We start from the raw sequence: 23,809 nt of genomic DNA on the forward strand, positions 1-23,809 counted from the left end.
GGAGCGCGGGGCGCGCGGGAGCGCGGGGCGCGCGGGAGCACCCGCAGGTGGTCACACGGGCAGCGCCTCCCCCGTGAAGGTCCGCCACAGCCGCGCGTACCAGCCGTCCGCCGCGAGGAGTTCGTCGTGCGTGCCGTCCTCCACGACGCGCCCGTGGTCCATGACCACCACCCGGTCCGCGCGGGCCGCCGTGGTCAGCCGGTGGGCGACGACCAAGGTGGTGCGCTTGCCCGCGAGCCGGTCCGTGGCCCGGTTGACCAGCGCCTCGCTGTGCAGGTCGAGGGCGGCGGTGGCCTCGTCGAGCAGCAGGATGTCCGGATCGACGAGCTCGGCGCGGGCCAGGGCGATCAGCTGCCGCTGGCCGGCGGAGAGGTTGCGGCCGCGCTCGGTGACCGCGTGCAGATAGCCGCCGTCCAGGGTGGCGACCATGTCGTGCGCGCCGACCGCCCGCGCGGCGGCCTCGACCTCGGCGTCGCTCGCGTCGGGACGCCCGTACGCGATGGCGTCGCGGACCGTGCCGGGAAAGAGGTATGGCTCCTGGGGCACCACGCCCAGCCGGTGCCGGTAAGCGGTCGGGTCCAGCTCGCGCAGGTCGTCGCCGTCGGCGCGGACGGCGCCCGCCGTGGGGTCGTAGAACCGGGCGACGAGCTTGACGAGCGTCGACTTGCCCGCGCCCGTCTCGCCGACGAACGCGACCGTCTGCCCGGCGGGGATCGTCAGATCGATCCCGGACAGCGCCTCCTCCGCCTCGTCGCCCGATCCGTAGTGGAAGCGCACGCCCTCGAAGACGATCTCGCCGCGCAGCCCGCGGACGTCGCGCGGCTCCCGCGCGAGCGGCGTCGTGGTCGGCTCGCGCAGCAGTTCCTGGATGCGGCCGAGCGAGACGCTCGCCTGCTGATAGCCGTCGAAGACCTGCGACAGCTGCTGCACGGGGGCGAAGAACAGGTCGATGTAGAGGAGGTAGGCGACGAGCGCGCCCGCCGTCAGCGTGCCCGCGCCGACCCGCCCCGAGCCGACGATCAGCACGAGGGCGGCGGCCACGGAGGACAGCAGCTGTACGAACGGGAAGTAGACCGAGATCAGGAACTGCCCGCGCACGCGCGCCTGCCGATACCCGTCGCTGCGCTCCGCGAAACGCCGCGCGCCCGCGTCCTCCCGCCGGAACGCCTGCATGATGCGCAGCCCCGCCACGCTCTCCTGGAGATCGCCGTTGACGGCGCTGACGCGCTCGCGCGCCAGCTCGTACGCCTTGACGCTCTGGCGGCGGAAGAAGACCGTCCCGATGATCAGCGGCGGGAGCGTCGCGAAGACGACGAGCGCGAGCTGGAGGTCGATGACGAGCAGGGCGACGAGGATGCCGAAGAACGTCAGCACGGAGACGACGGCGGTGACCAGGCCGGTCTGGAGGAACGACGACAGGGCGTCGACGTCGGTCGTCATCCGCGTCATGATCTTGCCGGTCAGCTCGCGCTCGTAGTAGTCGAGCCCGAGCCGCTGGAGCTGCGCGAAGATCTTCACGCGGAGCGCGTAGAGCACCCGCTCGCCGGTGCGGCCCGTCATCCGCGTCTCGCCGAACTGCGCCGCCCACTGCCCCACCACCACCAGCAGGGCGAGCCCGGCCGCCGTCCACACCGCGCCGAGCGCCAGGCGCTGCACGCCCTGGTCGATGCCGTGCCGGATCAGTACGGGCAGCAGCAGCCCGGCAACGGCGTCGACGGCCACGAGCGCCAGGCTGACGGCGAGCGGCTTGCCGAAGCCGCGCAGCAGGCGGCGCAGCCCGTAGGACTCCTCGGGGCGCGCGGCTCTCTCCTCGTCCACGTTCGGCACGTCGTCGGCGGGCGGCAGCGCGGCCACCTTCGCGAGCAGTTCGGGGGTGGCGGGCATGCCGGCGAGGGCGTTGTCGGCGGGGGCGGACGCGGTCGGGGAGGACGAGGCGTCGGGGCGTACCCACAGCTCGGGGGTGACGGCGCCGGGGGCGGCGGTCGCGTTGGGCACATCATTCGTTTCAGGCGCGCCGGCCGCATCTGATGCGCCGAGTACATCGGATGCATCGGGCGCGTCGATGAGGCCCGTAGCCGACGCCTCGCCGCCGAAACCGCCCGCGGTCGCGGTCGCGTCCGTACGGAACCGGCCCTCCGCCCCCAGCTCCTCCGGGTCCGTGAGCAGCCTGCGGTAGACCTCGCAGCGCTCCTCCAGCTCCTCCCGCGTGCCGACGTCCACGAGGACGCCCGCGTCCAGGACCGCGACGCGGTCGGCGAGGGCGAGGGTGGAGGCGCGGTGCGCGATGAGGAGCGTGGTGCGGCCCGCCATGATGGAGCGCAGCGCCTCGTGGATCTCGTGCTCGACCCGCGCGTCGACCGCCGAGGTCGCGTCGTCGAGGAGCAGCAGCCGGGGGTCGGTGAGGATCGCGCGGGCCAGGGCGACGCGCTGGCGCTGGCCGCCGGAGAGGGTCAGGCCCTGTTCGCCGACCTTGGTGTCGTAGCCCTGCGGCAGGGCGCCGATGAACCCGTCGGCCTGCGCGGCGCGCGCGGCGGCGCGCACCTGCTCGTCGGTGGCGTCCGGGTGCCCGTACGCGATGTTGTCGCGGATGCTGTCGGAGAACAGGAAGCTGTCCTCGGGCACCAGCCCGATCGCGTCGCGCAGCGAGGCGGTCGTCAGGTCGCGTACGTCGTGGCCGCCGACGCGGACGGCGCCGCCGGTCACGTCGTAGAAGCGGGGCAGGAGGAGCGAGACGGTGGACTTGCCGCTGCCGGAGGCGCCGACGAGGGCAACGGTCTCGCCTTCCTCGATGCGCAGCGAGAACCCGTCGAGCACGGGGTGCGGGGCGGCGGCGCCCTCTTCCTCACCCGTGTCCCGCTTCGCGTAGCCGAAGCTCACGTCGTCGAACTCGACCGTGGCGGGCGCGTCGGCCGGCAGCCCGACGGCGTCGGGGCGCTCCTTGAGGACCGGTTCCGTGTCGATGAGCTCGAAGACGCGCTCCACGCCGGCCCGCGCCTGCTGCCCGACGGTCAGCATCATCGTGAGCATCCGCACGGGCCCGACGAGCTGTGCGAGATAGGTCGAGAAGGCGACGAACGTGCCGAGCGTGACCTGGCCGCGGGTGGCCATCCAGCCGCCGAGCGCGAGCATGGCGACCTGGCCGAGCGCGGGTACGGCCTGGAGGGCCGGGGTGTAGCGGGAGTTCAGCCGTACGGTGCGCAGCCGGCCCGCGAAGAGCCGGCGGCTGACCTCGCGGAGCTTGCCGGCCTCCTGTTCCTCCTGGCCGAAGCCCTTGACGACGCGGACGCCGGTGACGGCGCCGTCCACGACGCCCGCGACCGCGGCGGCCTGCCCCTGCGCGTACCAGGTGGCGGGGAAGAGCCGGGTGCGGCTGCGGCTGGCGAGGAACCACAGGGCGGGGGCGACGGCGAGGGCGACGACGGTCAGCAGCGGGGAGAGCGTGGCCATCACGACGAGCGAGATGACGAACAGCAGGATGTTGCCGATCATCATCGGCAACATGAAGAGCAGGCCCTGGATCAGCTGGAGGTCGCTGGTGGCGCGGCCGACGACCTGCCCGGTGGACAGCTCGTCCTGGCGTCTGCCGTCGAGCCTCGATATCGACTCGTACATCTCGGTGCGCAGGTCGTGCTGGACGTCGAGCGCGAGTCGCCCGCCGTAGAAACGGCGGATGTAGGTGAGGGCGTAGACGGCGACCGCGGCGACGATCAGCAGCGTCGCCCAGGGGGCGAGCGGCCTGCTGTGCGAGCCGATCACGTCGTCGATGATCAGTTTGGGAACGAGCGGTACGAGCGCCGTGACGGCCATCCCGGCGAGCGAGGAGCCGAGGGCCAGCAGTACGTTGCGCCGATACCGCCAGCAGTAGCGTGTGAGCCGCCGCGCCCAGCCCTGCTCTGTGTTCTGTGCCGTCACCCGAGTCCTCCCACCGGCGTCCTCTACCGGAAGGCTGCAACACCCTGGCGTGCGGATTTCATCCTGCGGCAACAATCTGTGGCGGTGTATGACGACAAGTCGACACGGTGATCGGACGCCGGGGAGCCCTCGCGTACGGCGCGAGGGGCATGATCGGTCGGGGGCTTCTGCGGGAGGGCGGGGCGCTCAGGCGGCGACCGGCCCGCCCACGGCTCCGGCCAGGCCGGGCACGCCGGACGGCTCCGGCGCCTCTGGAAGCGCACCGGCGGCGCACCGCAGCGCGCACTCCACCGCGAGCTCGTCCAGGCGCAGCCCGAGCGCGCCGGCCAGCGCCGTGATGGTGAAGAAGGCGGGGGTCGGCGCCCGGCCGGTCTCGATCTTGCGAAGGGTCTCGGCGGAGATTCCGGCGAGGGCGGCGACCTCGGCCATGCTGCGCTCGCCGCGGGCCTGCCGGAGCAGGACGCCGAGGTGACGGCCGCGTTCACGCTCAAGCTCGGTGAGAGGGGTGCGTACCATGACTGTGATACTAATACCGGTATAAGAATTGGGCAAAGCCTGGTGGAGAACCCTACTCCCCCATCCCCTCCCGCTTCTCGGCCTCCAGCTCGGCGATCCCCGCAGCCTTCTTGGGGTCCGAGGAGCGGACGGTCACCGCGACATAGCGGACGGGACCGGTGCCCGAGCCCCGCCGGACCCCGTTCCAGTGCCGCCCGTCCGGCGAGGTGCGGATCTCGTACGAGGCGGGCCGTACGGCCGTCCAGCGCGGCGTGATCGCCGAGAGGCGCACGGGGCGGCCTAGGTCGGCGGTGAGAGTGCCGTTCGCGCCGTTCGGGACCCAGGCCGTGGCCGGGTTGCCGTCGAGGGCGGCGGTCGCGTACTGCCCCGGCTGCTCCGAAGTCGCCGAAGCCGTATGGCACCTGGCCGCGTTGCGGGTCGGCGCGAGGTCCGGCCGCCGGGTCTCCAGCACCGCGGGGGCCCCGGCCCGTACGGACCGCGTGCCCTGCGGGCTCTCGATCTCGAAGGGCGCGCCGCGGGTCAGGGTCACGGTCGTGCGGTGCGCGCCGAGCGCGATGTCGTACGTACGGCCCTGCCAGCGCTGCCCGCGCAGGGTGACGCCGCGGGCGAGCTGCGGCGGCAGCATCGGGTCGAGGTGCAGCCGGTCCTCGCGCGGGCGCTGCCCGGTCAGGCCGTGCGTGAAGACCTGGAGGAAGCCGCCCTTGCCTGTGGTGAAGTCCTGGGCCGGTGCGCCGGACAGCGGGTCGGACGCGCCCGCCTTCTCGCCGCGCGCCTCGGAGAACAGCTGGAAGGGGCCGCGTACGAACGGCTCGATGGAACGCCTCAGGTAGGTGTACGTCGAGCAGCCGGGTTCGCCGATCGCGGCGGCGTCGACGGCGTGCACCGAGTCGGTCATGGCGGGGCCGTCGGGGTCGGTGCGGGCGGCGTAGTAGTCGAGGGTGGCGGCCGCGGCCCGCTTGGTCATGGGCCACTCCAGCGGATACATCAGCAGCACGGTGTCCGCCTGCTTGATGACGGAGCCGCGGTAGCCGTCGTACTGCTGGAAGACCTGCTTCTTCGCGTCGTAGGGGATGCGCAGCTTGCCGGCGATGGCGTTCCAGCTCGCGGGGGCGCGCCGGCCGAGGAGCGCGGCGGCGCGGGTGGCGGTGCGCAGGGTGGTGGCCGCGCCCGCGTTGGTGAAGACGCCGTCGTCGACGCCGTTGCTGTACTCGTCGGGGCCCGCGACGTCCTTGATGGAGTACGTGCCGTCCGCATTGCGCGTGGCGCGGGCGGCCCAGAACTTCGCGACGCCCTCGATCACGGGCCAGCCGCGCTCGCGCAGCCAGCGGGTGTCCTTGGTGGCGAGGTAGTACTGCCAGGCGGCGAGGGCGATATCGCTCTGGAGGTGGTTCTGGGTGCGGCAGTGCGGCGGATCCCAGCTGTGGCACTCGGTCCACAGGCCGCCGCGGCTGCCGCTGGTCCAGGGGTAGAAGAGACCGGGGTAGCCGAGCTTCGCCGCGTTGGCACGGGCGCCGGCGCGGGTGCGGTAGCGGTAGTCGACGACGGACTTGGCGAGTTCGGGGTGGGCTGCCAGCAGGGCGGGGTACATCCAGGTCTCGGCGTCCCAGAAGACCAGCCCGCCGTAGTTGTCGCTGGACAGCCCGGCGGGGGCGATGCTGTCGGCCGCCCCGGCCCGCGTACTGGCGAGCAGCCCGTACGCGGCGGAGCGCACCCACGACTGGAGCACGGGCTCCCCCGCCACCTCGATGTCGCCGCGCCACAGTTCGCGCCAGGCTGCCTCATGGCGCGCGAACAGCGCGTGCCAGCCGCGGCCGGCGGCGCGCCGGGAGGCGTCGAGGGCGGCGCGCTCGGGGTCGCGCGAGGTGAGGGCGGTGTCGACGCCGACGTATTTCACGAACTCGTAGCCGTGCCCGTCGCGCACGGGAAAGGCACTGTCCTGACGCACCGTCAAATTGCGTGCCCGACCAGCATTTCGTTCACTTGTTGTACGGACTTCCGGGCCCGCCCGCAGGGTGGAGGCGACGGCCCCCTCGGTGCGCGTTCCGTCCGTACGGAACGTCACGGCCATGGACCGCCGCTCCCCGGTCCGGCGACCGCCCCCGGAACGGTCCCCGCCGCCGGTCTGCGCGATCCGCCGCGCCCCGCGCCCGTCGATGACATCGGCGACGGTCGCCTCCCCGCTCCAGTGCGGGACCATCCGCAGCCGAACGGCCCCCACGTGCGGGTCACTCCGGTCCGCGACGACGTCGTACACCAGATCCGTGGCCCGCCCGTCGCCCGCGGTCCAGGTCAGCGAGGTGGTGACCACCCCGCGCCGCAGATCGAGATCCTGCCGGTAATGAGAGATCCGCCTGACGGGCGTACCGGAGGCGAACGTCTCCCCCCGCTCCCCGCCGGTCCTGACAGTGAGCGGCGTCCAGGTCGGAATGGCCGCGATGACCTGCCGGTTCTCGGTGGTCGCCCGATTGTGCGCATACAACCCGGCCACGAACGAACCGTCATACCGCGGAGTGAACAACGGCCACCCGGTCTTCCCGCCCCCCGCCGCGTACCCGACCCCGGCAGGCGGCACGCGCTGACCGAGGTAGCCGTTGCCGACATAGGCGTGATGACTGTCCTCCGGGTCGATATGAGTGGCAGTCAGCTTCCAGGGGTCGGCCTGCGGAGTGGCGGCGGTGGCGGCGGCAGTGGCGGTGCGAGCGGACACGGCCGGGCCGGCCGTAGCGGCGGAGGCCGCCGGAGGGAGCGCGGCCACGAGAACGCCCGCGAGGAGAGGGGCGATCAGTCGGGTGGCGCGTGAGGGGGTCGTCACCGCAGCGAACATAAAGTTGTAAACGCTTCAGGTCAACGCAGCTCGCATTGATGTGAAGAAATGAATCAGGATGGCGGAGGCCCCGGCCGGAAGCCTCACTGATCCCTACAGAGCACTTCGGTCAGTACGTGGCGATTCCCAGCCCGTTCTCGACGAATTCGTACACGTCTGTGTAAGGGTCCCGCTTGTGGCGCGGCACACGGTCAGGATGCTCGGCGTTCACCTTGAGGGCGCGCCCCTTGGCGTCCTCGTAGCGTCCCCTGACGTGCTCCGGCAGCACGGCCTTGATCCCGCCGGACGCCTTGTGCCAGGCGGCGGGCAGCCTCTGCTCCGCCAGGCCGCACACGCCGCCGAAGCTCCCGCTCGCCGCCTTCAGATGCAGGACACGCCAGAGCTCGAAACACGGATGCGAGAACGCGACCGGAAGGCCGTGGCTCTCCGCGCGTGCCAGAGCCGTATCGACGCCAGGGTGATTGTCGTGGTCGAAAAGGCACCAGACCTGCGTCCGGAGGCTGGACGGCAGTTCGGCCTTCTTGTCCTCCCTCGCCTTTTCCCTCTGGAGGGCGACGGCCCGGTCCACCAGGTCGAGCGGCATTCTGCGCGAGCCGTCGTCCTTGGCGTTGGCGATATGCACCTCGACCGTGAGCGCCGGGTCCTTGGGAACGCCCTGCTTCCAGACGAACCTGATGTATTCCGGCTCCGTCACCTTGCCTTCGGTGAAGACGTACACGGCTCTGCTGCGCTTGCCACGAGAGGGCCTGGACGACGAGAAGTCCGCCTTCCCCCTTGTACGTGCCATCAGGCCGGCCTCCGCTTCCCCGGCCCGCTGCCGCTTCCGCGCCCGTCGGTCATCAGCCGACGGGCGATCTGCCCCTCCAGGAGGGCGGGAACGCCGCCGAACACCCCCGCCAGGTAGGACGTCATCAGGTCTTCCTGCGCGCCCGGTGAGGCGGCGCTGAGCGGATACAGCTCGGTCGCCCCGGTCTCGTCCTTCTCCGTCAGCCAGGCTTGGGCCGGCTCCAGCAGCCGCTCACCGCTGGGGCTGCTGAGGGCGGTCGCGTCGTGGGAGGTGAACACGAGCTGGGCGTCACGGGGGTTGGAGTCCGGGTCCTGGAAGATTCGGATGACCTCGGCGGCGAAACGCGAGTGAAGGCTGGCGTCCAGTTCGTCGATGAGGAGTACCGCGCCCCTGTCCAGGGCCAGCAGCATCGGCCCGAGCAGCGCGAACCACGAACGGGTGCCGAAGGACTCCAGCGCCCAGTCGAACGGCACCTCGCCGTCCGCCGCCCGGTGCGTCAGCCGGACCGAAGCGGCCCCGCCGTCGCCCGGCTGGACCTCGGCCCCGGTGATTCCGAGGTCGGCGACGCGCAACAGCTCTCTGATCCGTTCCCCTTGCTTCCCGGTGAGCTGCTGGGCGGTGAACTCCTCGCGCTGCGCCCGCTCGGTCTCCGGGCCGATCTCCCGGAGATTGCGTCGGAACCAGTGGAAGAGCGGGGACAGCTGGGGGTGGTTGTCCGTGCCGGCCGTCGAGAGCAGCAGGGCGTTGGGGCGGGTGCGCCGGGCCAGTTGGGCACGGTCCTTGACCCTGTTGCCGGGCCATCGGTAGGGCTCGTTCCGGGAGGCGTCCCGGTCCAGCCACTCCTGCCGTCTGCCGCGCGGATAGCTGTGCACCCACTCGGCTTCCACGCGCTCCGGACCCAGCTCGAATCCGTACGTCCAGCGCACCCCGTCAATGGCGACGTCCACCTCGAAGAAGGACGGCTCGCCCTCGCTCCGCGGATCGAGGGCGAACACCTCCCTCGGCGTTCCCTCGTAAGACGCCCACTTGGCGTACGAGTCGAGCACCGCTTCGCGCATCCGAGTCATCGACGTCAGCACATTGGACTTGCCGGACGCGTTCGCGCCGAAGATCCCGATGAGCGGAAACACCCGGAGGGGGCCGTCGGCCAACGTCACCTCGCGCGTGCCCGACGCGTCCTCCCCCGACGGCACGACGAACGACAGCTCCTGCTCCTCGCGCAGGGACCGCGCATTCGCGACCCGGAACCTCAGCAGCATGCTGTCCACCTCACGCGGCACACAGTAGCCGCAGGCTCTGACAGTCGCCCTCCGCGGAGCGGCCGCGGCATTGAGGCCCTACGCCCGCGCCTCCGCGATCTGCCGGGACATCAGCGTCGTCAGCTCGTACGCCGTGTGGGACGCGGCCACGGAGGTGATCTCGGCGTGGTCGTAGGCGGGGGCGACCTCGACCAGGTCGGCCGAGACGAGGTGGCAGTCGGAGAGGCCGCGCAGGATCTCCAGGAGCTCGCGCGAGGTGAGGCCGCCCGCCTCGGGGGTGCCGGTGCCGGGGGCGTGGGCCGGGTCGAGGACGTCGATGTCGATGGAGATGTACAGCGGGCGATCGCCGATGCGCTGGCGGAGCTGGTCGGCGACCTCGTCGACGCCGCGCCGCATGACGTCCGCCGACGTCACGATGCCGAAGCCCATCTTCTCGTCGTCGTCGAGGTCCTTCTTGCCGTACAGCGGGCCGCGCGTGCCGACGTGGGAGAGGGCCGAGGTGTCGAGGATGCCCTCCTCCACGGCCCGCCGGAAGGGCGTGCCGTGGGTGTATTCGGCGCCGAAGTAGGTGTCCCAGGTGTCGAGGTGCGCGTCGAAGTGCAGAAGGGCGACCGGACCGTGTTTACGGGCCATCGAGCGCAGAAGGGGAAGCGCGATGGTGTGGTCGCCCCCCAGGGTCATCAGCCGGGCCCCGGTGTCCAGGAGGTCGTCGGCGGCCGCCTGGATCGACTCGACGGCCTCTTCGATGTTGAAGGGGTTGGCGGCGATGTCCCCGGCGTCCGCGACCTGCGCGAGGGCGAAGGGGGAGGCGTCCTGGGCCGGGTTGTACGGGCGCAGCAGCCGCGACGCCTCGCGGATGGCGTTGCCGCCGAACCGCGCTCCGGGCCGGTAGGAGACGCCGGTGTCGAAGGGCACGCCGACCACGGCGACGTCGGCGCTGCCGACCTCGTCCAGGCGGGGCAGCCGGGCGAAGGTCGCGGGCCCGGCGTAGCGCGGGACGCGGGAGGAGTCGACGGGGCCGCGAGGGACACGGGGGGCGGGGCTGGTCATGCGATGGCCTCTCGTACGGGGTCGGGTCGGTCGAGACGGTCGAGACGGTCGGGCTCGGCGGGCCGGGGCGGTGCGAGCCCGCGCGACGGTGCGGCTGCCTGGAAAACGCTGCCTGGAACGTACCGAGCGTAGGCAGCGCCACGGATTCCGCACATGTACGTATCCGTGGGTCCGGCCGCCCCATATGGACATCACGTCCAGCTGAAACCGGTACGGGGGACAATGGGTCCCATGCCGATACCCAGCCGCAGCGAACTGATCGACCACCTCGTCCGTACGCGCATCGCGGGCGATGTCGCGACCCCCCGGGAGAACAACCTCGACCACTACCGCAAGCTCGCAGGCGGCGACCGCCATTACTGGCTGGGGCTGGAGCTGGGCGACCGCTGGAGCGACGAGCAGGACGTGCTGGCCGTGATGGCGGAGCGGTGCGGCGTCAGCGACGACCTGAGCCACCGTTCCGGTCAGGACACCATCGACCCGGAGCTGACGGTCGCCGCCCTGGACCGCGCCGCGGTCGTGCTGGCCAAGGCCGCCGAGGACCGCAAGCGGGTGCTGTTCGCGACCGGTCACCCGGGCGGACTGCTGGACGTCCACCGGGCGACGGCCGCCGCGCTGCGCGCCGCGGGCTGCGAGATCGTGGTGATCCCGGAGGGGCTGCAGGCGGACGAGGGCTTCGTGTTCCAGTTCGCGGACGTGGCGATGCTGGAGCGCGGCGCGACGCTGTGGCACACGCACTCCCCCGAGCCGATGGCCGCCATCCTCGACGGCCTCGCCCGCGAGGGCCGGCCGCTGCCCGACCTCGTGGTCGCCGACCACGGCTGGGCGGGCTGCGCGGGCCAGCGCGGCATCGACGCGGTGGGCTACGCGGACTGCAACGACCCCGCGCTCTTCCTCGGCGAGGCGGAGGGCACGCTCCAGGTGACGGTGCCGCTCGACGACCACGTCACCAGCCCGCGGTTCTACGACCCGATGACGGCGTATCTGCTGCACGCGGCGGGGCTGTCCTGATCCGGCCGTGAGCGGCTGCTCCGGGGGCGTACCGCACCGGTCGGGCGAATCGTTTCTGCGCCCTCTCCAGAGCACTCCCTACCCCCGGCCGCGAGGAACACGCACCACGCCCTCCTGGATGACCGAAACGGCCAGCCGCCCGTCCGCCGTGTAGATGCTGCCCTTGCCGAGCCCCCGGCCGCCCTGGGCCGTGGGGCTCTCCTGGTCGTATAGCAGCCACTCGTCGGCCCGGAGGGGGCGGTGGAACCACATCGCGTGGTCGAGGCTGGCCCCGACGACGTCGCCGACGACCCAGCCGCCCCGCCCGTGGGCGAGCAGCACGGAGTCGAGGAGCGTCATGTCGGAGACGTAGGTGACCAGACAGACGTGGAGCAGGGGCTGGTCGATGGCGCCGTCCAGTTTGCCGTTCGTACGGAACCAAACCTGCGACTTCGGCTCACGCGGCTCGCCCACGCCGGCGAACGGCGGCGCGTCCACGTACCGCAGGTCCACGGCCGCCCGCGCCTCCAGGAGGTACGCGACGGCCTCCTCGCTGAGGGCCCCGCCCGCGTACCGCGGCAGCATCTCGGCGGCCGTCGGCAGGGTGAGCGGGTCGGGCGCCTTCGGCATCGGCTCCTGGTGCTCCATCCCCTCCTCGTACGCCTGGAACGACGCGGAGAGGTGGAAGATCGGCTGCCCATGCTGCACCGCCACCACCCTTCGGGTGGTGAAGGAGCGGCCGTCGCGTATGCGGTCGACGGTGTAGACGATGGGGGCGCCGGGGTCACCGGCGCGCAGGAAGTACGCGTGCAGTGAGTGGACCGCGCGGTCGTCCGGGACCGTGCGGCCCGCGGCGACCAGTGCCTGTGCCGCTACCTGGCCGCCGAAGACGCGCGGCACCACGGAGCGGCGGCTGAGGCCGCGGAAGATGTCCTGCTCGATCCGCTCCAGGTCGAGCAGATCGAGCAGGGACTCCAGTGCTTCGTTCATCATTGGAGTATCCGTTGACGTGCCATGGGACCGCCGGGCGGGGCCGCCCGGCGGTGCGGCCCGAAGGCCCTGCGAAGGCCCTGCGAAAGACCTGCGAAGGCCCCTACAGCCCCATCGACTTGGCGATGATGGAGCGCATGACCTCGCTGGTGCCGCCGTAGATGCGGCTGACGCGGGTGTCCGCGTACAGCCGGGCGATGGGGTACTCCATCATGTAGCCGTAGCCGCCGTGCAGTTGGAGGCACTTGTCGATGACGACGGCGGCGCGCTCGGTGGTGAAGAGCTTCGCCGACGCCGCGTCCGCCGGGGTCAGCTCGCCCGCGTCGTGCGCCTCCAGGGCGCGGTCCACGACGGCCTGCATCGCGTCGACCTCGGACTTGCAGTCGGCGAGGACGAACTTGGTGTTCTGGAAGGACGCGACCGACTTGCCGAAGACGGTGCGGTCCTCGACGTACTCCTTGGCGAACGCGACGGCCGCCGCGGCCTGCGCGTACGCGCCCACCGCGATGCTCAGCCGCTCCTGCGGCAGGTTCTGGCCGAGGTAGCCGAACGCCTTGCCCTCCTCGCCGAGCAGGTCCTCGACCGGGACCTTGACGTCGGTGAAGGACAGCTCGGCGGTGTCGGAGGTCTTCAGGCCCAGCTTCTCCAGCTTGCGGCCGACCGCGTACCCCTCGGAGGAGGTGTCGACGACGAGGATGGAGATGCCGCCGCGCCGGTCCTCGGGGGTGGGCGGGGCGGTACGGGCGCAGACCAGCACCCGGTCGGCCAGCACGCCGCCGGTGATGAACGTCTTCGCGCCGTTGAGGACGTAGTGCGTGCCGTCCTCGGAGAGCTTGGCGGTGGTCTTCATGCCGGCCAAGTCGGAGCCGGTGCCCGGCTCGGTCATGGCGATGGCGGTCATCATGTCGCCGGAGACGAAGGGGGGCAGCCAGCGCCGCTTCTGCTCCTCGGTGCCGTACTTGAGGAGGTACGGGAGGCAGAGCGCGGAGTGCACGCTGGAGCCGCCGAAGCTGACGCCCGCACGGGCGCACTCCTCGGAGATGACCGCGCTGAACTTGAAGCTGGTCTCGCCCGCGCCGCCGTATTCCTCGGGGACCTCGATGCCGAAGATGCCCAGTTCGCCGAGTTTCTTGTACAGGTCGCGCGGGACGCAGCCGGCCTCCCGCCACTCGTCGTAGTGGGGCACGACCTCGGCGGCGATGAAGTCGCGGATGGTCTGGCGGAACGCCTCGTGGTCCTCGTTGAACACCGTGCGACGCACTGCACGCCTCCCTGGATCGGCTTACTGGGCCCGGAGCGCCGGCCAGGAGTGGCTAAGCGCTTGCTCAGAAAAAGCTACCCGCCGGTCATTGAAACGTCCAGGGGTGAAAGAGCACCCGGAAACGGGCTCGGCGACCGCGGAGACCAGCCGCGGATCAGTACGGCGTCACGGCCGCGAGCGCCCCGTGCGCCAGGCGGCGCAGCAGCGCGGCCATGGAGGCGCGGCCGGGCGTCGAGGCCCGGCGGCTGAGGTGCGGGGTGGAGTTGAGCAGGCCGAAGACGGCGTGCACGGCGGTGCGCACCTGCGGCTCGGGGGCCTGCGGGTGCAGCTCGCGCACGGCGTCGACCCACAGCTCGACGTACTGCCGCTGGAGCTGGCGCACCAGCTTGCGGTCGCTGTCCCGCAGCCGGTCCAGCTCGCGATCGTGGAGGATGATCAGGTCGCGGTCGTCCAGGGCGAATTCGATGTGCCCGTCGATGAGCAGGTCCAGCAGCGCCGCCGGGTCCCCCGCGGCGGCTTCCACGTGCTTGCGCCCCCCGGCGTAGAGCCGTCCGCTGATGCCGACGAGCAGCTCGGCCAGCATGGCGTCCTTGCCGGCGAAGTGGCGGTAGAGGCCGGGGCCGCTGATGCCGACCGCCGCCCCTATCTCGTCGACCCCGACGCCGTGGAAGCCGCGCTCGGCGAAGAGGCGTGCGGCCTCCTTCAGGATCTGGTCGCGGCGGGTGGGGGCGGCGGCGTGCGTCGTCATGAAATCAATTGTAGACAGCGGCGTTAGTGGTCGTTAACCTGGACACAGTGCGTTAACGACCACTAACTAAGATCATCACCGAGCAAGGGAGCTCGTCCGGATGACCGCATCCCCGCCGGGGGCCGACCCCGCACCCTTGGCCGAGGCGCCGGTGCTGACCAGCTCGGCCGACCCGGCGTCCGACGCCTGGCGGGCCAATGAGACCGCGCACCGCGAGCTCTCGGACCGCCTCGCGGAGAAGCTGGCCGCCGCGCGGCTGGGCGGCGGCGAGCGGGCCCGCGCCCGGCACACCGCGCGCGGCAAGCTGCTGCCGCGCGAGCGGGTGGACGCGCTGCTCGACCCCGGCTCCCCCTTCCTGGAGCTGGCGCCGCTGGCCGCCGACGGGATGTACGACGGCGCGGCCCCGGCCGCCGGGGTGATCTCCGGCATCGGGCGGGTGGCCGGCCGCGAGGTGGTGGTCGTCGCCAACGACGCCACCGTCAAGGGCGGCACGTATTACCCGATGACCGTCAAGAAGCACCTGCGGGCCCAGGAGATCGCGCTGGAGAACCGGCTGCCCTGCGTGTATCTCGTGGACTCCGGCGGCGCGTTCCTGCCCATGCAGGACGAGGTCTTCCCCGACCGCGAGCACTTCGGGCGGATCTTCTACAACCAGGCGCGGATGTCCGGCGCCGGCATCCCGCAGATCGCGGCGGTCCTCGGCTCCTGCACGGCGGGCGGCGCGTATGTGCCGGCCATGAGCGACGAGGCCGTCATCGTGCGCGGTCAGGGCACGATCTTCCTGGGCGGCCCGCCGCTGGTGAAGGCCGCCACGGGCGAGGTCGTCACCGCCGAGGAGCTGGGCGGCGGGGAGGTGCACTCCAAGATCTCGGGCGTCACCGACCACCTCGCCGAGGACGACGCGCACGCCCTGCGGATCGTACGGACCATCGTCTCCACCCTGCCCGCGCGCGGGGCGCTGCCGTGGACCGTGCGGCCCGTGGAGGAGCCGAAGGCCGACCCGGCGGGGCTGCGCGGGGCGGTCCCGGTCGACTCCCGCACGCCGTACGACGTGCGGGAGGTGATCGCGCGGGTGGTGGACGGCTCCCGGTTCGCGGAGTTCAAGGCCGAGTTCGGGCAGACGCTCGTCACGGGCTTCGCGCACATCCACGGCCACCCGGTCGGCATCGTCGCCAACAACGGCATCCTCTTCGCCGAATCCGCCCAGAAGGGCGCGCACTTCATCGAGCTGTGCGACCAGCGCGGCATCCCTCTGGTCTTCCTCCAGAACATCTCCGGCTTCATGGTCGGCCGCAGTTACGAGGCGGGCGGCATCGCCAAGCACGGCGCGAAGATGGTCACGGCCGTCGCCTGCACGCGCGTGCCGAAGCTGACGGTCGTGGTCGGCGGTTCCTACGGGGCGGGCAACTACTCCATGTGCGGGCGCGCGTATTCGCCGCGCTTCCTGTGGATGTGGCCGAACGCGAAGATCTCGGTGATGGGCGGCGAGCAGGCCGCCTCCGTCCTCGCGACCGTCAAGCGCGACCAGCTCGAAGCGCGCGGCGAGGAGTGGAGCGCCGAGGACGAGGAGTCCTTCAAGGCCCCGGTCCGCGAGCAGTACGAGACCCAGGGCAACGCCTACTACGCGACGGCGCGGCTGTGGGACGACGGGGTCATCGACCCGTTGGAGACCCGGCAGGTGCTGGGGCTCGCCCTCACCGCCTGCGCCAACGCGCCACTCCCCCAGCGGGACAGCGCGGCGCCGGGCTACGGCGTCTTCCGGATGTGATGGGGGGATGAGCATGTTCGACACCGTCCTGGTGGCCAACCGCGGCGAGATCGCGGTCCGCGTCATCCGCACGCTGCGCGCCCAGGGCGTCCGCTCGGTCGCCGTCTTCAGCGACGCGGACGCGGACGCCCGGCATGTGCGGGAGGCCGACACCGCCGTGCGGATCGGCCCGGCGGCCGCCGCCGAGAGCTATCTGTCCATCGAGCGGCTGCTGGCGGCCGCCGCCCGTTCCGGCGCCCAGGCCGTCCACCCCGGCTACGGCTTCCTCGCGGAGAACGCCGCCTTCACCCGCGCCTGCGCGGACGCCGGGCTCGTCTTCATCGGCCCGCCCGCCGACGCCATCGAGCTGATGGGCGACAAGATCCGCGCCAAGGAGACCGTGCGGGCGGCCGGCGTGCCCGTCGTCCCCGGCTCCTCCGGCAGCGGCCTCGGCGACGCCGAGCTGGCCGCCGCCGCCCGCGAGATCGGCATGCCCGTGCTGCTCAAGCCCTCGGCGGGCGGCGGCGGCAAGGGCATGGTGCTGGTCCGCGACGAAGCGGCGCTGGCCGAGGAGATCGCCGCCGCCCGGCGGGTGGCGCGCGGCGCCTTCGGCGACGACACGCTCCTGGTGGAGCGGTGGGTCGAGCGGCCCCGCCATATCGAGATCCAGGTCCTGGCGGACGGCCATGGCAACGTGGTCCACCTCGGCGAGCGCGAGTGCTCCCTGCAGCGCCGCCACCAGAAGATCATCGAGGAGGCGCCGTCCCCGCTGCTGGACGAGGCCACCCGCGCCGCGATGGGCGAGGCCGCGGCCTCGGCGGCCCGCTCCTGCGGCTATACGGGCGCGGGCACCGTCGAGTTCATCGTGCCGGGCGACGACCCCGCCTCGTACTTCTTCATGGAGATGAACACCCGCCTCCAGGTCGAGCACCCCGTCACGGAGCTGATCACCGGCCTCGACCTGGTGGAGTGGCAGTTGCGGGTCGCCGCCGGCGAGCGGCTGCCCTTCGGGCAGCGGGACATCACCCTCACCGGCCACGCGGTGGAGGCCCGTATCTGCGCGGAGACCGCCCGCGCCGACGACGGCCAGGTGGCCTTCCTGCCCTCGGCGGGGACCGTACGGGCGCTGTCCGAGCCCCGTCGGGACGATGTGCGCGTGGACTCCGGCCTCGCGCGGGGCACCGAGGTCGGCACGGCGTACGACCCGATGCTCGCCAAGGTCATCGCGTACGGCCCCGACCGCCCCACCGCGCTGCGCCGGCTGCGCGCCGCCCTGGCCGAGACGACGATCCTCGGCGTCGACACGAACACCGGCTTCCTGCGCAGGCTCCTCGCCCACCCCGAGGTGGCCGCGGGCACGATGGACACGGGCCTGGTCGACCGGGACGCGCACACGCTGGTGCCGCGCGGCGTGCCGGACGAGGTGTACGCGACGGCGGCGCTGCTGCGCCAGGCCGCACTGCGGCCCGAAGGCGGAACGGGGGCCGGGGACGGTGACCGGCCCTCCCAGTGGACGGATCCCTTCTCCGTGCCGAGCGGCTGGCGGCTCGGCGGCGAGGCCGCGTGGACCGTGCACCATCTGCGCGTTCCGGGCCACGCCCCGGTCGCGGTCCGGGTGCGGGGGCTCGCCGACGGGGCGGACGTCCTGATCGGTGCCCCGGAGACGGCGGAGACCGCGCGCACTGCGCCGGGAGACGGCGGCGCGGCGGCCCGGCCCACCGGGACCGACGCCGCCGGGACCGATGATGCCGGGGCCCCGGTCGCCGCGCGGCTGACCGCGCGGGACGGCGCGGGCCCGTCCTCCGCGTCCGGACACGACGAGGCGGGAGCGGCCGCCGGCGCCCGTCGCGTCACCGTCGAGTACGCGACCGTCACCCACGCCTTCACCCACACCCCCAGCCCGGAGGGCGCCTGGCTGGGGCGGGACGGCGACGCCTGGCACGTACTGGACCACGACCCCGTCGAGGCGCGCGGCGCGGCGGCGGGCGCGCACGCCGGGGCGCTCACCGCGCCGATGCCCGGCACGGTGACCGTCGTCAAGGCGGCGGTGGGCGACGAAGTGACCGCCGGGCAGAGCCTGTTGGTCGTGGAGGCGATGAAGATGGAGCACGTGATCGCCGCCCCGCACGACGGGAGGGTCACGGAGCTGGAGGTGACGGCGGGCAGCACGGTCGCCATGGACCAGGTGCTCGCCGTAGTGACACCGCGGGAGGAATCATGACCGACCAACCGCCCACCGGGCTGCCGATGACCGTGCCGGCCGACCGCCTGCCCGCCCGCGTCCGCATCCACGAGGTGGGCGCCAGGGACGGGCTCCAGAACGAGCGGGCGGTGGTGCCCGTCGAGGTGAAGGCGGAGTTCATCCGCCGGCTCGCCGCGGCGGGGCTGACGACCATCGAGGCGACCAGCTTCGTGCACCCCAAGTGGGTGCCCCAACTCGCCGACGCCGAGCAGCTGATGGGGCTGCTGAGCGCCCCCGCCGACACCACCGGCCCGGCAGCCCTCGTCAACCCCGCGGCCCCCATCGGCGCGGACGTCCGGCTCCCGGTCCTCGTGCCGAACGAACGCGGGCTGGACCGCGCCCTGGCGCTCGGCGTGCGGGAGATCGCCGTGTTCGGCAGCGCGACCGAGTCCTTCGCCAAAGCGAACCTCAACCGCACGGTGGACGAGTCGCTGGCCATGTTCGCGCCCGTCGTCGCCAAGGCCAAGGACGCCGGCGTCCGGGTCCGCGGCTACCTCTCCATGTGCTTCGGCGACCCCTGGGAGGGCCCGGTCCCCGTCGGCCAGGTCGTGCGCGTCAGCCGCGCGCTCCTCGACCTCGGGTGCGACGAGCTGAGCCTCGGCGACACGATCGGCGTGGCCACCCCCGGCCACGTCGGCGCGCTGCTGACCGCCCTGGGCGAGGCCGGGACCGGGGCGGACCGGCTTGCCGTGCACTTCCACGACACGTACGGCCAGGCCCTCGCCAACACCTTCGAGGCGCTGCGGCACGGCATCGCCGTGGTCGACGCGTCGGCGGGCGGCCTCGGCGGCTGCCCGTACGCGAAGAGCGCCACCGGCAACCTCGCCACCGAAGACCTCGTGTGGATGCTCCACGGCCTCGGCATCGAAACCGGAGTCGATCTCGGCCTGCTCACCGCCACCAGCGTGTGGATGGCCGCCCATCTGGGACGCCCCAGCCCGTCCCGCACCGTACGCGCCCTCTCCCACAAGGAGCAGTGAAAACGATGCCGATCGACCACCGACTCAGCTCCGAGCACGAAGAACTCCGCCGCACGGTGGAGGCGTTCGCCCATGACGTCGTCGCGCCGAAGATCGGCGACTTCTACGAGCGGCATGAGTTCCCGTACGAGATCGTCCGCGAGATGGGGCGCATGGGGCTGTTCGGGCTGCCCTTCCCGGAGGAGTACGGCGGCATGGGCGGCGACTACCTCGCGCTCGGCATCGCCCTCGAAGAGCTGGCCCGCGTGGACTCCTCCGTGGCGATCACGCTGGAGGCGGGCGTCTCGCTCGGCGCGATGCCGATCTTCCGCTTCGGCACCGAGGAGCAGAAGCGGGAGTGGCTGCCGCGGATGTGCGCGGGCGAGGTGCTGGGCGCGTTCGGCCTGACCGAGCCGGAGTGCGGTTCGGACGCGGGCGGCACCCGCACCACCGCCCGACTCGACGAGGCCACGGACGAATGGGTGATCAACGGCGCCAAGTGCTTCATCACCAACTCCGGCACGGACATCACCGGTCTGGTCACGGTCACCGCCGTAACGGGGCGCAAGGAGGACGGCCGCCCGCGGATCTCCACGGTCATCGTGCCGTCCGGCACCCCGGGCTTCACCGTCGCGCCCGCGTACTCCAAGGTCGGGTGGAACGCGTCGGACACCCGTGAGCTGTCCTTCTCCGACGTCCGCGTCCCGGCGGCCAATCTGCTGGGCGAGGAGGGGCGGGGGTACGCGCAGTTCCTGCGCATCCTCGACGAGGGCCGGATCGCGATCTCCGCGCTCGCGACCGGGCTGGCCCAGGGCTGTGTGGACGAGTCGGTGAAGTACGCCAACACGCGCCAGGCGTTCGGGAAGCCGATCGGGGCGAACCAGGCCATCCAGTTCAAGATCGCGGACATGGACATGCGGGCCCACACGGCCCGTATCGCCTGGCGCGACGCCGCCTCCCGGCTGCTGCACGGCGAGCCGTTCAAGAAGGAGGCGGCGCTCGCGAAGCTCTACTCCTCGGAGATCGCCGTGACGAACGCGCGCGAGGCCACGCAGATCCACGGCGGGTACGGCTTCATGAACGAGTACCCGGTGGCCCGGATGTGGCGCGACTCCAAGATCCTGGAGATCGGCGAGGGCACCAGCGAGGTCCAGCGCATGCTCATCGCCCGCGAGTTGGGCCTGGCCGGCTGACCCCCGGACGCCGGGCGGGCGTTAGTGGACGACGGCCCGCCCGGCGCGCGACAGCCGGCTCCGCTACCGCGCCGAGGGCCAGTCCACCTGCGGCGTGCGGTAGTAGTCGAAGCCCAGCGCGTCCCAGCGCTCGGCCTGCGCGGCCAGCCGTACGCGGTACGCGTCCCAGTCGTGCGTGCTCGCCGGGGACCAGCCGAGTTCGGCGATGCCCGGCAGCCGCGGGAACGCCATGAAGTCGAGCTCCCGGGTCGTGGCGAGGGTCTCCGTCCACAGCGCCGCCTCGACGCCCAGGACCGACGACTCCGGCACGCCCGCCAGATAGGCGCCCGGGTTCCAGTCGTAGGCCCGCTTCACCTCGACGAGCCCGGCCCAGTGCAGACCGAGCGGAGTGTCCTTCGTGTACTTCATATCGAGGAAGGACCGGTCCGCGGGCGACAGGATCACGCCGGCGCCCCTCTTCGCGGCCTCGGCGACCTGGGCCCGCTCCGCGGGAGGCGTCTTGTCGTAGCCCCAGTACTGGGCGACCGCGCCCTTGACCAGATGCGCGCCGGTCAGCTGGTGCCAGCCGACCACCGTCTTCCCGTATTTGGCGACGATCGGCTGCGCCTTGTCCATGATCGTCACGTAGTCCTCGTGGTGCGTGGAGTACGCCTCGTCGCCGCCGATGTGCAGATACGGGCCGGGCGTCAGGGCCGCCAGTTCGCGGATCACGTCGTCCAGGAAGTCGTACGTGATCTGCTTCCGCGCGCACAGCGTGCTGAAGCCGACTTCCGTGCCGGTGTACAGCGGCGGCGCGACGCCGTCGCAGTTGAGCTGCGCGTACGAGGCGAGCGCCGCGTTGGTGTGGCTGGGCAGGTCGATCTCGGGGATCACGGTCAGATAGCGGCTCTGCGCGTAGCGGGTGATCTCCCGGTAGTCGTCCTTGGTGTAGTAGCCGCCCGGCCCGCCGCCGACCTGGGTGCTGCCGCCGTACGTGGCCAGCCGGGGCCAGGAGTCGATGGCGATCCGCCACCCCTGGTCCTCGGAGAGGTGCAGATGCAGCTTGTTGATCTTGTAGAGCGCCAGCTGGTCGATATAGCGCTTGACCTGGTCGACGGTGAAGAAGTGCCGGCCGACGTCGAGCATTCCGCCGCGGTACGCGTAGCGCGGCACGTCGACGATGGCGCCCCCGGCGACCGGCCACGGCCCGGCTTGCCGGCTGTTCTTCTCGATGTCGGCGGGCAGCAGCTGCCGCAGGGTCTGCACCCCGTGGAAGAGCCCGGCGGCCGTGCGGGCGCTGATGGTGACGGAGCGGTGGGTGACCGAGAGCCGGTACCCCTCCGCGCCGAGCCCGCGCGTCCCGCCGTTCGCGCCCCCGTCACGGCTCTCATCGCCTTCACCGGCTCCAGCGGTTTCATCGACTCCAGCGGTTTCGTCGGCTCCAGCGGATTCGTCGGCTTCGTCGGCGAGCCGCAGCCGGATGCCGTCGTCGCCGCCGCGCGTGGTGACGGGCAGGGCGTACCCGGTGGCGGGGCGCAGCAGGTCCGCCAGATAGTCGCCGACCCGCTGGGCCTCGCGCGAACCGGCGGGCACCCGCACGCGGGTCCCGGCGCCGAGTTCGTACGAGCGGCCGTGCGGTCGTACGGACGCGGGCGCGGGGATGACGCGGTCGAGCGGGGTGGCGGCGGGCGTACGGTCGCGGGGCTCGCCGGGCGTACGGCCGGGGGGCTCGGCGGCGCTGCCCGTTCCGGTCGCCATGGCTCCGGCGGTGACGACCAGCAGCAGGGAGAAGAGCAGCCGGGGCAGGGAGCCGGCGGGGCGGGTGCGGGGGTGGTGCCGGGCGCTGCGTCTCACAGGAAGTCCCTTCACGGGCTGTGTACGGATAGTGGCGCGCACGAACGTTCACCTGGGTACCAACTGCCCCGCGCACGGTCAAGACGGGGCCCGCACCAGCCGCTTTCCCCTGGAAGAATTCGTTTCATGGCGGAAATCATGCAGAAGGACGGCGTGTGGACCTTCGACGGCGAGACGGTGCGCATCGTGCCGGGCCGCGAACGCGGGGTGCACCTCATGCGCCGGACACTGGGCGAGCTGGCGGTGCCGCTCGCCGCGGTGGCGGGGGTCGCCTTCGAAACGGGACGCAAGAGCGGACGGCTGCGGCTACGGCTGCGCGAGGGCGCCGATCCGCTGCTCCAGGTCCTGCGGGGGCAGCTGCCGGACGCGGCCGATCCGTACCAGCTCTCGGTCGAGCCGGACCGTACGGGGGCGGCGGAGTACTTCGTCGCCGAGGTGCGCAACGCGCTGCTGCTGGACCAGATCGACAGCGGTCCCTGCGACCGCTATCTGCTGCCGGGCCCCGCGGTGCCCTTGTCGGTGGGGGCCGGAGACGGCGTCGCCGCCTTCGACGGGGAGCAGGTGCGCCTGGAGTGGAACTGGAAGACGGAGGAAGCCAAGAAGTCCGCCGGAACCCGCCTGTTCTCGGTGTCGGATGTGGAGTCGGTGGTGTGGCAGCCGTCCGTGGGACTGGAGCACGGTTACCTCCGCTTCGTCCTGGCGAACACGTCCACTCAGGCCCCGCCCAAGTACGACCCGTACGCCGTCGAGCTGTACGGCTTCAAGAAGGACCCCTTGATGGCGCTGATCGCGGCGGCGGTGACGGCCCGTATGCCGCATCCTTCCGGCGCGGACCAGGCCCCCGTTGCTCTGGACAAGCCCGCCGACACCGCGCCCGGAGTCGCGATCGGCGGGAGCGCGGGCGGGAGCATGAACGGGGGCGGGGGCGAGGGCGACGGCGGACAGCCGGGCGGCGACGGGAACGATCACGACACGCTGCTGCGCAGGCTCCGGGAGCTGGGCGAGCTGCACCGGGAGGGGATACTGACGGCCGAGGAGTTCGCGGCCGCCAAACAGGCGGTGCTGAAACGCTTCTGAAGCGCTTCGGGAGCCCGTTGGGGGCACTTCTGAAGCACCTCTGAAGCTCCCCTCCGCCCTTCTATCGAGAATCCTGCCCGATATCGGGCAGGATTCTTGCTATCGGCCCCATAAATCATCAGTATCAACGGGTGCTCGAACGCCGTACGTCCCATGACGACCTCGTCGACCACCTGGTGCGCAGCACCCCCTTGCAGCGCGGGGAGGCCGCCCGGGTGGTGCTGGACGTGCTCGCGTACTTCGACGAGACGGCCGAGGAATTCGTACGCCGCCGCCACCGGGAGCTGCAGTCCGGCGGGCTGACCAACCCGGACATCTTCGAGCGGATCGCGGCCGAGCTGCCGCACCGCGCGGTGGCGCCGCCGGAACTCTCGCTGCGGCAGCTGCGCCGCATCGTCTACGGCTGAGCCGCCCGCCGGGC

At 72.1% G+C, this 23,809-nt stretch carries 17 protein-coding genes; 7 read left to right on the plus strand and 10 right to left on the minus strand.

What is annotated here, in order from left to right; genetic code table 11:
* Positions 1-51 precede the first annotated feature (51 nt).
* From AB0I49_RS11855 to speB, 6 genes are all read right to left on the minus strand, one after another.
* The gene (locus AB0I49_RS11855; protein WP_363226756.1) at positions 52-3,912 is read right to left on the minus strand and encodes an ABC transporter ATP-binding protein; all 3,861 of its coding nucleotides are present in this window, start codon (positions 3,910-3,912) and stop codon (positions 52-54) included.
* Positions 3,913-4,098: 186 nt separating this feature from the next.
* Complete coding sequence (locus tag AB0I49_RS11860; RefSeq protein ID WP_363226757.1) at positions 4,099-4,428, minus strand: helix-turn-helix transcriptional regulator; 330 nt, start codon at positions 4,426-4,428, stop codon at positions 4,099-4,101.
* Positions 4,429-4,480: 52 nt separating this feature from the next.
* Positions 4,481-7,252, minus strand: a complete 2,772-nt coding sequence (locus AB0I49_RS11865; protein WP_363226758.1) for a discoidin domain-containing protein — start codon at positions 7,250-7,252, stop codon at positions 4,481-4,483.
* 109 nt (positions 7,253-7,361) lie between these two features.
* Entirely contained in the window at positions 7,362-7,970 is a 609-nt protein-coding gene (locus tag AB0I49_RS11870; RefSeq protein ID WP_363226760.1) for an RloB family protein, read from the minus strand.
* Between the two features lie 68 nt (positions 7,971-8,038).
* Positions 8,039-9,298 carry an AAA family ATPase gene (locus tag AB0I49_RS11875; RefSeq protein ID WP_363226761.1) on the minus strand — a complete coding sequence of 420 codons (1,260 nt, stop codon included), beginning with the start codon at positions 9,296-9,298 and terminating at the stop codon, positions 8,039-8,041.
* A gap of 78 nt (positions 9,299-9,376) precedes the next feature.
* The gene (gene speB, locus AB0I49_RS11880; RefSeq protein ID WP_363130817.1) at positions 9,377-10,348 is read right to left on the minus strand and encodes an agmatinase; all 972 of its coding nucleotides are present in this window, start codon (positions 10,346-10,348) and stop codon (positions 9,377-9,379) included.
* Between the two features lie 231 nt (positions 10,349-10,579).
* Between speB and AB0I49_RS11885 the strand changes: the two genes are divergently transcribed.
* Positions 10,580-11,359, plus strand: a complete 780-nt coding sequence (locus AB0I49_RS11885) for a phosphatase (RefSeq protein ID WP_363226762.1) — start codon at positions 10,580-10,582, stop codon at positions 11,357-11,359.
* Positions 11,360-11,437: 78 nt separating this feature from the next.
* On the opposite strand, the gene AB0I49_RS11890 is transcribed toward AB0I49_RS11885, so the two are convergent.
* From AB0I49_RS11890 to AB0I49_RS11900, 3 genes are all read right to left on the minus strand, one after another.
* A complete protein-coding gene (locus AB0I49_RS11890) occupies positions 11,438-12,328 on the minus strand; it encodes an acyl-CoA thioesterase II (RefSeq protein ID WP_363226763.1) in 891 nt (296 codons plus the stop codon).
* A 103-nt stretch (positions 12,329-12,431) separates the two neighbouring features.
* Positions 12,432-13,589, minus strand: coding sequence for an acyl-CoA dehydrogenase family protein (locus AB0I49_RS11895; protein ID WP_363226764.1), 1,158 nt, complete (start codon positions 13,587-13,589; stop codon positions 12,432-12,434).
* A 154-nt stretch (positions 13,590-13,743) separates the two neighbouring features.
* Entirely contained in the window at positions 13,744-14,337 is a 594-nt protein-coding gene (locus AB0I49_RS11900; protein ID WP_363226765.1) for a TetR/AcrR family transcriptional regulator, read from the minus strand.
* A 100-nt stretch (positions 14,338-14,437) separates the two neighbouring features.
* Between AB0I49_RS11900 and AB0I49_RS11905 the strand changes: the two genes are divergently transcribed.
* Genes AB0I49_RS11905 through AB0I49_RS11920 form a run of 4 tightly spaced genes read left to right on the plus strand, consistent with a single transcriptional unit; the run spans position 14,438 to position 20,478 of the window.
* Entirely contained in the window at positions 14,438-16,105 is a 1,668-nt protein-coding gene (locus AB0I49_RS11905; RefSeq protein ID WP_363226766.1) for a carboxyl transferase domain-containing protein, read from the plus strand.
* Between the two features lie 13 nt (positions 16,106-16,118).
* Positions 16,119-18,305 (plus strand): biotin carboxylase N-terminal domain-containing protein, encoded by a 2,187-nt coding sequence (locus AB0I49_RS11910; protein ID WP_363226989.1) that lies wholly within the window; start codon positions 16,119-16,121, stop codon positions 18,303-18,305.
* Positions 18,302-19,306, plus strand: coding sequence for a hydroxymethylglutaryl-CoA lyase (locus AB0I49_RS11915; protein WP_363226767.1), 1,005 nt, complete (start codon positions 18,302-18,304; stop codon positions 19,304-19,306). The genes AB0I49_RS11910 and AB0I49_RS11915 overlap by 4 nt, the downstream gene beginning before the upstream one ends.
* 5 nt (positions 19,307-19,311) lie before the next feature.
* Positions 19,312-20,478, plus strand: a complete 1,167-nt coding sequence (locus tag AB0I49_RS11920; protein WP_363226768.1) for an acyl-CoA dehydrogenase family protein — start codon at positions 19,312-19,314, stop codon at positions 20,476-20,478.
* 63 nt (positions 20,479-20,541) lie between these two features.
* On the opposite strand, the gene AB0I49_RS11925 is transcribed toward AB0I49_RS11920, so the two are convergent.
* Entirely contained in the window at positions 20,542-22,215 is a 1,674-nt protein-coding gene (locus tag AB0I49_RS11925; RefSeq protein ID WP_363226990.1) for a beta-N-acetylhexosaminidase, read from the minus strand.
* A gap of 222 nt (positions 22,216-22,437) precedes the next feature.
* On the opposite strand from AB0I49_RS11925, the gene AB0I49_RS11930 reads away from it, so the two are divergent.
* Together AB0I49_RS11930 and AB0I49_RS11935 are read left to right on the plus strand one after the other, a co-directional pair.
* On the plus strand, positions 22,438-23,388 hold the full coding sequence (locus AB0I49_RS11930) for a DUF4429 domain-containing protein (protein ID WP_363226769.1): 951 nt from the start codon (positions 22,438-22,440) through the stop codon (positions 23,386-23,388).
* Positions 23,389-23,519: 131 nt separating this feature from the next.
* The gene (locus tag AB0I49_RS11935) at positions 23,520-23,795 is read left to right on the plus strand and encodes a hypothetical protein (RefSeq protein ID WP_030875438.1); all 276 of its coding nucleotides are present in this window, start codon (positions 23,520-23,522) and stop codon (positions 23,793-23,795) included.
* Positions 23,796-23,809: the final 14 nt, after the last annotated feature.

Origin of the sequence: Streptomyces sp. NPDC050617, assembly GCF_040654795.1 — a bacterium.
Lineage (GTDB): Bacteria > Actinomycetota > Actinomycetes > Streptomycetales > Streptomycetaceae > Streptomyces.

Excerpts from the sequence above, each read along its gene's own strand:
- AB0I49_RS11860 (WP_363226757.1), bottom strand. The coding sequence starts at position 4,428 with ATGGTACGCACCCCTCTCACCGAGCTTGAGCGTGAACGCGGCCGTCAC.
- AB0I49_RS11865 (WP_363226758.1), bottom strand. The coding sequence starts at position 7,252 with ATGTTCGCTGCGGTGACGACCCCCTCACGCGCCACCCGACTGATCGCC.
- AB0I49_RS11875 (WP_363226761.1), bottom strand. The coding sequence starts at position 9,298 with ATGCTGCTGAGGTTCCGGGTCGCGAATGCGCGGTCCCTGCGCGAGGAG.
- speB (WP_363130817.1), bottom strand. The coding sequence starts at position 10,348 with ATGACCAGCCCCGCCCCCCGTGTCCCTCGCGGCCCCGTCGACTCCTCC.
- AB0I49_RS11885 (WP_363226762.1), top strand. The coding sequence starts at position 10,580 with ATGCCGATACCCAGCCGCAGCGAACTGATCGACCACCTCGTCCGTACG.
- AB0I49_RS11890 (WP_363226763.1), bottom strand. The coding sequence starts at position 12,328 with ATGAACGAAGCACTGGAGTCCCTGCTCGATCTGCTCGACCTGGAGCGG.
- AB0I49_RS11900 (WP_363226765.1), bottom strand. The coding sequence starts at position 14,337 with ATGACGACGCACGCCGCCGCCCCCACCCGCCGCGACCAGATCCTGAAG.
- AB0I49_RS11905 (WP_363226766.1), top strand. The coding sequence starts at position 14,438 with ATGACCGCATCCCCGCCGGGGGCCGACCCCGCACCCTTGGCCGAGGCG.
- AB0I49_RS11910 (WP_363226989.1), top strand. The coding sequence starts at position 16,119 with ATGTTCGACACCGTCCTGGTGGCCAACCGCGGCGAGATCGCGGTCCGC.
- AB0I49_RS11915 (WP_363226767.1), top strand. The coding sequence starts at position 18,302 with ATGACCGACCAACCGCCCACCGGGCTGCCGATGACCGTGCCGGCCGAC.
- AB0I49_RS11920 (WP_363226768.1), top strand. The coding sequence starts at position 19,312 with ATGCCGATCGACCACCGACTCAGCTCCGAGCACGAAGAACTCCGCCGC.
- AB0I49_RS11925 (WP_363226990.1), bottom strand. The coding sequence starts at position 22,215 with ATGGCGACCGGAACGGGCAGCGCCGCCGAGCCCCCCGGCCGTACGCCC.
- AB0I49_RS11930 (WP_363226769.1), top strand. The coding sequence starts at position 22,438 with ATGGCGGAAATCATGCAGAAGGACGGCGTGTGGACCTTCGACGGCGAG.